Annotated in this window: 8 protein-coding genes and 2 pseudogenes; 2 read left to right on the forward strand and 8 right to left on the reverse strand. The window is 68.4% G+C overall.

Translation table 11 applies throughout. The annotated features are described in order from the left end of the window. From A5708_RS20990 to A5708_RS21015, 6 genes are all read right to left on the reverse strand, one after another. A complete protein-coding gene (locus tag A5708_RS20990; RefSeq protein ID WP_065030467.1) occupies positions 1-408 on the reverse strand; it encodes a hypothetical protein in 408 nt (135 codons plus the stop codon). Positions 409-528: 120 nt separating this feature from the next. Next, positions 529-1,077, reverse strand: coding sequence for a YbhB/YbcL family Raf kinase inhibitor-like protein (locus A5708_RS20995; protein ID WP_065030468.1), 549 nt, complete (start codon positions 1,075-1,077; stop codon positions 529-531). Then, positions 1,074-1,634 carry a 3-isopropylmalate dehydratase gene (locus tag A5708_RS21000; RefSeq protein WP_065030469.1) on the reverse strand — a complete coding sequence of 187 codons (561 nt, stop codon included), beginning with the start codon at positions 1,632-1,634 and terminating at the stop codon, positions 1,074-1,076. The genes A5708_RS20995 and A5708_RS21000 overlap by 4 nt, the downstream gene beginning before the upstream one ends. Continuing rightward, complete coding sequence (locus A5708_RS21005) at positions 1,631-2,878, reverse strand: aconitase/3-isopropylmalate dehydratase large subunit family protein (protein WP_065030470.1); 1,248 nt, start codon at positions 2,876-2,878, stop codon at positions 1,631-1,633. The genes A5708_RS21000 and A5708_RS21005 overlap by 4 nt, the downstream gene beginning before the upstream one ends. Next, positions 2,869-3,756, reverse strand: coding sequence for an isocitrate lyase/PEP mutase family protein (locus tag A5708_RS21010; RefSeq protein WP_065030471.1), 888 nt, complete (start codon positions 3,754-3,756; stop codon positions 2,869-2,871). The genes A5708_RS21005 and A5708_RS21010 overlap by 10 nt, the downstream gene beginning before the upstream one ends. A gap of 11 nt (positions 3,757-3,767) precedes the next feature. Then, the gene (locus tag A5708_RS21015) at positions 3,768-5,198 is read right to left on the reverse strand and encodes an MmgE/PrpD family protein (protein ID WP_065030472.1); all 1,431 of its coding nucleotides are present in this window, start codon (positions 5,196-5,198) and stop codon (positions 3,768-3,770) included. 83 nt (positions 5,199-5,281) lie between these two features. Here A5708_RS21015 and A5708_RS21020 point away from each other — a divergent pair, with 83 nt between their 5' ends. Next, positions 5,282-6,094 (forward strand): GntR family transcriptional regulator, encoded by an 813-nt coding sequence (locus tag A5708_RS21020; protein ID WP_155766113.1) that lies wholly within the window; start codon positions 5,282-5,284, stop codon positions 6,092-6,094. On the opposite strand, the gene A5708_RS21025 is transcribed toward A5708_RS21020, so the two are convergent. Continuing rightward, complete coding sequence (locus A5708_RS21025; protein ID WP_065030473.1) at positions 6,091-6,969, reverse strand: ribokinase; 879 nt, start codon at positions 6,967-6,969, stop codon at positions 6,091-6,093. The two genes, A5708_RS21020 and A5708_RS21025, sit on opposite strands and share 4 nt — an antisense overlap. A 156-nt stretch (positions 6,970-7,125) precedes the next feature. Between A5708_RS21025 and A5708_RS21030 the strand changes: the two are divergent. Then, positions 7,126-7,776: pseudogene (locus tag A5708_RS21030) on the forward strand (adenylate/guanylate cyclase domain-containing protein); the annotation flags it as partial. On the opposite strand, the pseudogene A5708_RS27645 reads toward A5708_RS21030, so the two are convergent. Then, a pseudogene (locus tag A5708_RS27645) lies at positions 7,766-7,939 on the reverse strand (hypothetical protein); the annotation flags it as partial. The pseudogenes A5708_RS21030 and A5708_RS27645 overlap by 11 nt on opposite strands.

Here is a 7,939-nt window from a genome sequence, read left to right on the forward strand (position 1 = left end):
TCAGGCTTTCGCGCGGCGCCAGCCCTGGTACTGCAGTTCGGCGAACACCAGCGTGTACACGCCGGCCGCCAGGTTCAACACCACACCGGTCGACGTCAACGGGAAGACGTCGGCGAGCACCAGAACGATCGCGGCCACCGTGTACGCCACGTTCGCGATGATGACGGCCATGCCGGCGCGCCGCACCGACGGCAGGGCGGCCAGCCCGAACACGACGATGCCGTAGGCGATCAAGAACGCGCCCATGCCGTACTCGAATGCCGTCGTGGTGCCCGAGATGTCGGCGAGCCAGCCGGCGAATGGCAGACCGGCCAAGCCGACCAGTCCGCTGATGGCGGCGTCGGCCCGCATGGCAAGGCGAAGCAAACCGTCCCGGGTGCCCGTGCGGTCAATCGTGGTTGCGGACATGATGTTCCTTTCTCGATGGCGACTGCGATCACCACCGACGCTGCTCGCGAACCACTGCCAGATCGATCCCAGGCGCTGCCAAACACTGCCAACCGCAGGTCAGCGGGGTCTCTCGTCCGTTCAGCGCTGGTAGGTTCCGGTCAGCGTGCCCCGCGCCAGCACGTGCCCGCGCATCGCGGCCAGCAGTCCCTTGGCGGTGGTCACGGTGTCCGGGAGGACGGCGTCGAGCGCGAACACGTGAAAGCGGTAGTGGTGTGGCCCGTGGCCGGGAATCGGCCGTGGGCCGGCGTAGCCGTGGTGACCGAGGTCGGCCCGCAGGAAGCGGATCCCCGCGCATCCCGGTTGCAGTGCCCCGGCGGCCACGCCGTCGACGCTGGGTTCGATCACCGCGGCGGTGTGCACCAACGGGCGGGGCAGCGGGACGTCGACATCGTCGATGAGGAGCGCCAGCTGACGCGTCCCGGGCGGTGGTCCCGTCCAACGCAGCGGCGGCGACGTGTTGTCACCCACGCCCTTGCCCGCGCTGGACGCCGGCAGGGCGCCGCCGTCGGCGAACGCGGTGCTGGTGACCGTGATGGTGGTGGGCGCGGCGAATGCGCCACCGGCGAGCGGACTTCGGTGGGCACCCGCGCGCACGCCCCGCAGCATTCTGCCCAGCCGTTCGATCATGCGCCGCTGCCCGCGCCGCGCATCGCCACCGCGGGTGAGCGCAGCAGGTCGCCCAATTCGCTGGGCAGGTAGCCCTGCCGGGCGAGCCGCGGCAGCACGCCGCCGCTCTCAATGATGTCGAGAATCAGGTCGGGCAGCTTCGCGACGCTGCCCGAGGCGCCGGTGGTGTCGTTGCGCCAGCTGCCGTCGGCCAGGTCGAACGTTCCGGTGTCGCCGTCGCTGAACGCCGTGGTGGCGTCGGGGACGGTGATCGCCGGCAGCCCGGAGTTCACGGCGTTGCGGAAGAACAGCGAGTTGAATTCCTCGGCGACCAGGCCGGCGACGCCGAGCTCGACGAACAGCGCCGCCACGGGCCGCGACGAGCCGAGCCCGAAGTTCTTGCCGGCCAACACGATATCGCCCGGCGACACCTCGTCGGTCCAGCCCGGCCGCACCTCGTAGAAGACGTGCCTGGCGGCCTCGGCCGGTTCCATCTTCATGGCGAACGCCGGATACATGGCGTCGGTGTTCAGGTTGTCGCCGAACACCCAGACTTTGCCGCTGAAACGCAGCGTCATGCGATCACGCTCCTCGGGTCGCTGATGTAGCCGGTGACCGCGGACGCGGCGACGGTGGCCGGGGACGCCATGTAGATCTCGGCCTCGGTGCTGCCCATCCGCCCGGTGAAGTTGCGGGTGCTGGCCGTGATGCACACCTCACCGGGGCCCACCACCCCCATGTGGTAGCCGAAACAGGCACCGCAGGTGGAGTTGGTGACGACGGCGCCGGCGTCGGCGAGGTCCTGAAGATAGCCGCGCCGCATGGCCTCGCGGTACACGGCCTGCGAGGCGGGGGTCACCAGCAGTCGCACACCCGGTGCGACGGTCTTGCCACGCAACACCTGCGCGGCGATCTGCAGGTCCTCGAGTTGCCCGTTGGCGCACGAGCCGATGAAGGCCTGGTCGATTTTCTGTTTGCCCAGTTGCGATACCGGCGAACCGTTACGACTGACGGTGCCCGGTCGCGCCACGTATGGTTCCAGCGCCGCGAGGTCGATGCGCCGGATGTCCTGGTAGTCGGCGTCGGAATCCGGTGTGACGGCGTCGAATCCGGTGGCCCTGCGTTCGTCGAGGAACGACGCCAACACGTCGTCGGGCTCGAAGGTGCTGAAATCGGCCGACACCTCGGCGCCCTGGGTCGCGATGGTCCGCCGATCGTGCATGGGGATGCCGGCCAGGCCGGGGCCGCCGAACTCGAGGTTCTGATTGGGCGCGTCGCCGTACTCGTTGGCGATGTGCAGGAAGATGTCCTTGCCGCTCACCACGTCCGGTTTGGCGCCGTGGAATTCGTAGCGGATCGTCGGCGCGACCTGGAACCAGGTGGAGCCGGTGCACATGATCGAATAGATCTCGGCGGGACCCAGCCCGCGCGCCGCGGTGTTGTATGCGCCTGCCGCGCAGGTGTGAGAGTCGGTGCACGCCAGCACTTCTCCCGGGCGGGCCAGCCCGTTCTCCGCGATCACCTGGTGGCAGATGCCATGCCGGCCGACGTCGTAGAAGTGCTCGATGCCGAAGTCGGCGACGAACTTGCGGGCGTGGTGGCCGCCCTCGGCGTCCTTGATGGTCGGGGCGGGCACGGCGTGATCCATGATCACCGCGAGCTTGTCGGGGTCGTGAATCCTGTTGGGCTGTATCCACATGGTGGCGAACTGCAGGTCGATCAGGATGGTCATGTCGACGTCGACCACGACCGTGTCACCCGGTGCCACCGAGTCCAGCCCGGCCTTGCGGGCGAAGATCTTTTCGATGATGGTCATGCCCATGTGCGGTCCTCGGTTCGTGCGTACTTGTCGTCGAGCGCCCGCCATTCCGACATGCCCACCAGGTTGAAGAAGTCAGCAGGGGAGGTGGGCAGCCGGGCGGCCAGGTCGGTGCCGTTGAGTTCGCACAGGCTTTGCAGCATGGCGAACGTTGTCTGCATCAGCAGACTGCTGGGGTGGATGGCGATCGCATAACCCAATTCCTGCAGCCGCGACGCCGACTGCAGCGGTGTCAGGCCGCCGAGCACCAGGTTGATCAGCAGGGGAGCGTCGACTTCGTGTGCGATGCGCTCGATTTCGCCGTCGTCCCGCGGCGCCTCCACGAAGATGATGTCGGCGCCCGCCTGCGCGTACCGGTTGGCGCGCTCGATCGCCGCGTCCAGACCGAGCGGTGCGCGGGCGTCGGTGCGGGCCACCACCAGCAGGTCGTCATCGGATCTTGCGTCCAGCGCGGCCGCCAGCGTCTGTTCGAACACCGCCGCGTCGACGACCTGCTTATCCGGCAGGTGCCCGCAACGCTTCGGGAACACCTGGTCCTCCAGCTGGATGGCGGCCACCCCGGCCGCGTCGTAGGAACGCACCGTGCGCACCACATTCATCGGTCCGCCGTAGCCGGTGTCGGCGTCGGCGATCAGCGGGACGTCACCGAGGGCGCCGGTGATCATCGCGACCCGATCGGCCATCTCGGTCGCGGTGACCAGGCCGATGTCGGGCAGGCCAAAGCCCGACGCCGCCACACCGGCGCCTGTCATATAGGCGGCGACGTGCCCGGTGCGTCTGGTCAGATGCGCGGATATCCCGTCGAAAACGCCTGGCGCGACGATGAGTTCGCGGTTGTCCAGCAGTGCTCTGAGCCGAGTGCGGGCCGGTGTTGTTGCCATCTTGCGTCCTTTCAGTCCAGCGCGCCCGCGACGGGGTCGGCGAGCAGGTCGATCAGGTTGTTGATGTCGGTCAGGTCGTCGAGACCGACCACCGCGCGCTCGATCGCCGCGGCGCGGCCGCGATCGGTGACCCGGTCGGCCAGCGCGTGGAACTTGGCCACCACTTCGTCGTTGGTGACCGGATCGTTGGGTGCGCCGTGCGGCAGGGCCACCCGCGCCCGGTGCACGGTTGCGTCCCGGGTGGTCACCGCGACATCGGTGCGGAATCTCTCGGCGATGCCGGCGCCGGCCAGTGATTCGTCGAGATGCACTGTGGTGGAAGCGATCAGCGACCAGACGTCATCGGAATCGAGCCGGGCCGGAGTGAACTGTTCGGGCAACACGTTGCCGTCGAGGAGCGCCGCCGCAGTGGCGTACCCGATGTTCATCTGTGCCCCGATCGGGGTGAGCGGACGCTCCGGCACCCACCAGCCGTGCTTGTACACGGTCTCTCCGACGGTGATGTCGACCGACGAGATATCGCCCGGTGCAACCGATTTCCGCAACTCCCGGGCGGCATCGATGGCGCCGTGCAGCCCACCCATCGCGGCATAGGACTTGACCATGATGAGCGAGGTCTCCCAGCGGTGGCCGAGTTCACCGGTCAGCGGTGCGGCATCCGGGTCGTGGCCTTCGCCGAAAACGCTGAGGAAGCCGCCATATTCACGTTCGAATACGCGCTTGATCCCGGTGTAGCCGGCGGCCGCCAGACCCGCCGCATAGAAGCCGTTGCGGGCGGCCAGGCCGTGGTGCATGCGCTTGCTCATCGCTTCGTACTGCGCGGCCATCAGACCCGCCGACTGGGTTGCGGCCAGGCCCAGGGCGTCTTCCAGCTGCGCCGGCGGAAGCCCGCGCAACTTGCCGGACGCCATCGCCGCCGAATGGGTGCCGAAGACCGGGCCCGAATGCCATCCGCGGTCGAGCATTTGGGTGCCGTGCAGGGTGTAGCCCACGCGGGGCCCGACCTCGAACCCGGCGATGGACGCGAGCAGCAGGTCGGCGCCGGCCGTCGGCGCCGCACGTGTCGACGCCGTCGACAGCAGCGCCGGAATGAGCAGCGAGCAGCTGTGCAGCGGGGCCAGCGGGTGGAAGTCGTCGAGTTCGAAGCCCTGGATGTACGTGCCGTTGAGCACCGCGGCCGCGGGCGGGCTGGTCCGCTGGCCGGTCCCGATGACGGCGCAGTCGCCGGAGCCCTCCAAACCCAGCACGGCGCCGGTGGCGACGCGTGACCACGGCAATTGCGCCCCCACGAGGGCGCAGCCGATGCCGTCGAGCAGCAGGTGCTTGGCGCGCTCGACGACGGCGGAGGGGACCTCGTCGAGCGTGAGCCCGGCGACCCAGGTCGCAAGGCGACCGGTTGGCCCGACCGGATCGGTGGCGACCCGCTGCTGCACCGCAGTCATAACGACCCCTAGTCGATGGGTGGGTAGTTGTTATATGTTTATAACAACTGATCGAATCGCGCAAGGGAGGCGGTGTGACAGCATTGAGCACCGTGCAGCAGCGCAGCGAGAAGGCCGGTCCGGTGTCCGCGAGCGCCGGTGTGCCGTTGCACAGGCAGCTGTACTTGGTGCTGCACGACGAGATCGACCGCGGTGTCATCGCCCCCGGCGAGGCGCTGCCCACCGAGCAGACCCTGTGCGATCAGTTCGGGGTCTCTCGCATCACCGTGCGGCGCGCGCTGGCCGACCTCGCCGAACAGGGCTACATCGAACGCCGGCATGGCGTCGGTTCGTTTGTGCGCCAACATGCTCCGGCCGATGCGCCGACGGGGCGCTCGTATCTGCAGGAACTGCGCCAGACCCAATTCGAGACCGAGGTCGAGGTGGTCGAACTGGGCACGCGGTCGCCCAGCCGGGTCGTCGCCGAAACCCTCGGGCGCACCGGCGAGTTGCTGCACATCGTGCGGGTGCGCCGGCAACGCAGGACCGGCGAGCCGCTGATGGTGACGGACGCCTGGCTGCCGCCCGAACTGGCCCCGGTGCTGACCGCGGCCGCGTTGCGGCGCGCACCCCTCTACGAACTGCTGTCCGACGGCGGCATCACCATGGACCGGGTGCGACACGAGATCACGGCCGAGATCGCGGGCCCGCGCAACGCGCAGCTGCTCGACATGCCGATCGGCGCGGCCCTGTTGCGGGTCAACCGACTCGTCTACGTGGCCGACGGACCGCACCACTACCTCTCGGCCCTGCTATCGCCGAGTCGAAGTCGCGTCCTGCTCACTCAGGCGGCCGAGGAGATGGACACCGGCGACGGTCTGAGAATCGCCCACGACGTCGGCGGGCAGAGCGGCTAGGACCCGCCGCGGACCGCCTTGTCGATCGCGCCGGAGTCGGGTGCGCAATCGCCGGCGCCGGCGACCAACGTCGCCAGCGCGCCCGCCGCGCACGCACGCTGCAATGCGAGCCGTCGCCGATCCCGCGAGCCCGGATTGGACGGCCAATTCGCGGCCAGCACGCCGGCGAACACGTCGCCGGCCCCGGTGGTGTCCACCGGATCGACTTTCGGAGCCGGCACGGTGTACTCGCCGTCCGTGCCCACGTAGCGGGCGCCGTTCGCGCCCAGCGTGATCACCAAATGCTCTGGACGCCAGGGCCATTCGTCGGCTTCGTCTTCGTTGGTGATCACCACGTCCGCCGCGGCCGCCAATTCGCCCAACGAGTGCGGGTCTTGGCCGGCCGGCGAGGCATTCACGACGACGATCGCCCCCGCCGAACGCGCGTGTCGCGCCGCCGCGACAGCCGTGTCCACCGGGATCTCCAGCTGGGTCAACATCACATCGCAGTGCGCGATGACCGCACGCGCACGGTCGTCGGTCAGCGTGAAGCGACCGTTGGCGCCCGGCGCGACCACGATGGTGTTCTCCGCGTTCGCGTCGACCACCACGATGGCCGTCCCGCTGGGGCCGGGAATTTCGACGGTTCCGTCCAGTCCGACGCCGTTGGCCTCGAGGTGGGCGCGCAATTGTCCGGCGGCCGCGTCATCGCCCACCGCCCCGACGAACTGCACCTGCGCGCCCGCGCGCGCGGCCGCCACCGCCTGATTGCCGCCCTTGCCGCCGGGGGCCTTTGTCAACGACGACGCCAAAACCGTTTCGCCAGGCCGCGGAAGGGCGTCGACCCCCAACGACAGATCGAGATTGACGCTGCCCACTACACAAACCCCAGCCATGCCGCCGACGTTAGTCGCGACGGGATGGCAAGGCACACCAGGGCCACCGGCACTTTCGACGCCGAATCGCGTCACGGCAAACGCCGAATAACTGGGTGGCCGCGCGATATTCTGCTCCGTTAGGGGTGCAGGATCGGAAAGAAAAGGGGCAGGCGGTTGACCACGAGCGAGCTAACAGACGCTGAACCCCATATCGATCCCGAACCGGCCCAACCGGCTACCAAGCGCCCGCGTCAGCGTGCGCTGGCCCGATTCCGATTCGGCATCCAATCCAAGATTCTGATCACCATGCTGCTGTCGAGCATCCTCGGCGTCGCGGTGATCGGCGCCATCGGGGCGGCGTCCGGACGCAACGCGTTGCGGCAGGTCGAGTCCGAACGCCTGATCGAGATGCGTGAATCCCAGAAGCGGGCGGTGCAGGCGTTGTTCCGCGAGGTGTCGAATTCGCTGATCACCTGGAGCGGCGGGTTCGGCATCAACCAGGCGACGACGGCCCTTGCGGCGGACTTCGCCCAACTGAACAACGCGCAGATCTCTCCGGCGCAACAGCAGTCTCTGGTCGATTACTACGACAACGAGATGATCAAACCGATCAAGCGAATCACCGGCGACACCATCGACATCAGGGCCGTCCTGCCAAGTTCCAACGCGCAGAAGTACGTTCAGGCGTATTACACCGCCGCGCCCCGGCCGAGCCCCGACGCGCTACCCGCCCTGGATGCCGGCGACGGCAGCGCATGGTCGGCGGCCAACGCGCGCTTCGACTTCTACATGCGCGGCATCGTCACGCGCTTCGACTATCGCGATACGGGCCGGTCAGAATGTTGGTGCCGAGATCGGGGCCCTTCAGCACGCTATAGACGACATTGCCCTGCATGTCCAACAACAGCGCGTCGCGATAGTCGAAGCGCGTGACGATGCCGCGCATGTAGAAGTCGAAGCGCGCGTTGGCCGCCGACCATGCGCTGCC

Origin of the sequence: Mycobacterium colombiense, from assembly GCF_001672755.1 — a bacterium.
Taxonomy (GTDB): Bacteria; Actinomycetota; Actinomycetes; order Mycobacteriales; family Mycobacteriaceae; genus Mycobacterium; species Mycobacterium colombiense_C.

Bases quoted from the DNA above. Each gene is read 5' to 3' on its own strand.
- A5708_RS21005 (WP_065030470.1), bottom strand. From the start codon at position 2,878: ATGGGCATGACCATCATCGAAAAGATCTTCGCCCGCAAGGCCGGGCTG.
- A5708_RS21015 (WP_065030472.1), bottom strand. From the start codon at position 5,198: ATGACTGCGGTGCAGCAGCGGGTCGCCACCGATCCGGTCGGGCCAACC.
- A5708_RS20995 (WP_065030468.1), bottom strand. From the start codon at position 1,077: ATGATCGAACGGCTGGGCAGAATGCTGCGGGGCGTGCGCGCGGGTGCC.
- A5708_RS20990 (WP_065030467.1), bottom strand. From the start codon at position 408: ATGTCCGCAACCACGATTGACCGCACGGGCACCCGGGACGGTTTGCTT.
- A5708_RS21025 (WP_065030473.1), bottom strand. From the start codon at position 6,969: ATGGCTGGGGTTTGTGTAGTGGGCAGCGTCAATCTCGATCTGTCGTTG.
- A5708_RS21010 (WP_065030471.1), bottom strand. From the start codon at position 3,756: ATGGCAACAACACCGGCCCGCACTCGGCTCAGAGCACTGCTGGACAAC.
- A5708_RS21000 (WP_065030469.1), bottom strand. From the start codon at position 1,634: ATGACGCTGCGTTTCAGCGGCAAAGTCTGGGTGTTCGGCGACAACCTG.